The organism is Vibrio sp. 970, assembly GCF_033339075.1.
In genome coordinates this window covers 1-622 of record NZ_JAWOTW010000490.1, presented here as the reverse complement: position 1 = coordinate 622, position 622 = coordinate 1, and the positions used below count along the sequence as shown (strand labels likewise).

The 622-nt window shown below is 46.9% G+C and carries 1 protein-coding gene; it reads right to left on the bottom strand.

Annotation, left to right across the window (positions count from 1 at the left end; translation table 11 throughout):
- Window positions 1-173: 173 nt before the first annotated feature.
- The coding region (locus tag R7Q11_RS27480) for an energy transducer TonB (protein ID WP_225467146.1) at window positions 174-622 on the bottom strand (449 nt) is incomplete at its 5' end.

Genomic DNA, 622 nt, shown 5'->3' with positions numbered 1-622 from the left:
GTAGCCACGCGATAGATCTAACGATTCGAGAGTTGAGATCGCTTCTTTAAACTTCTCTTCTTGAGCTACGCTGTGCGCACGCTGCACTCTAGATGCGGTGTACTGGCTAAGCTCTTTAGCTATCGCACTGGCTGCGGTCAAACTAAGCAGCGTTGTGATTAAGAATTTCTTCATCATTTGCCTAATTTGAACTCCACTTTTGCGGTTTGTCCGAACTGCTCAATCGACACACCATTTTCAACTTTGGGTTGGTATTTCCACTTCTTCAACGCGCTAATGGCTTCTTTTTCAAACATACGCTTTGGCTCTGCATCGATCACTTCAATGTCTTTTGGACGACCTGTCGTGTCAATCGTAAAGCGCATGATCACATAGCCTTCAACCTTGCGTTTTAATGCTTTACTTGGGTAACGAGGTTCAACTTTATACAGCGGTAACGCTTGTTGATTGCCCATGATTCCCTTTAGGTTTGGCGCATTAATCGCAATACCATCTAACGCCGTGTTTAACCCAAGCGCGCTGATCGGTGTTACTTGGCTCATCGGCTCAACTTGCGTGTTGGCTTGAGACAGCTCCATCGGCTCTGGTGCTTGAGGTGGCTCTGGCTGCTCTGGTACTGAAC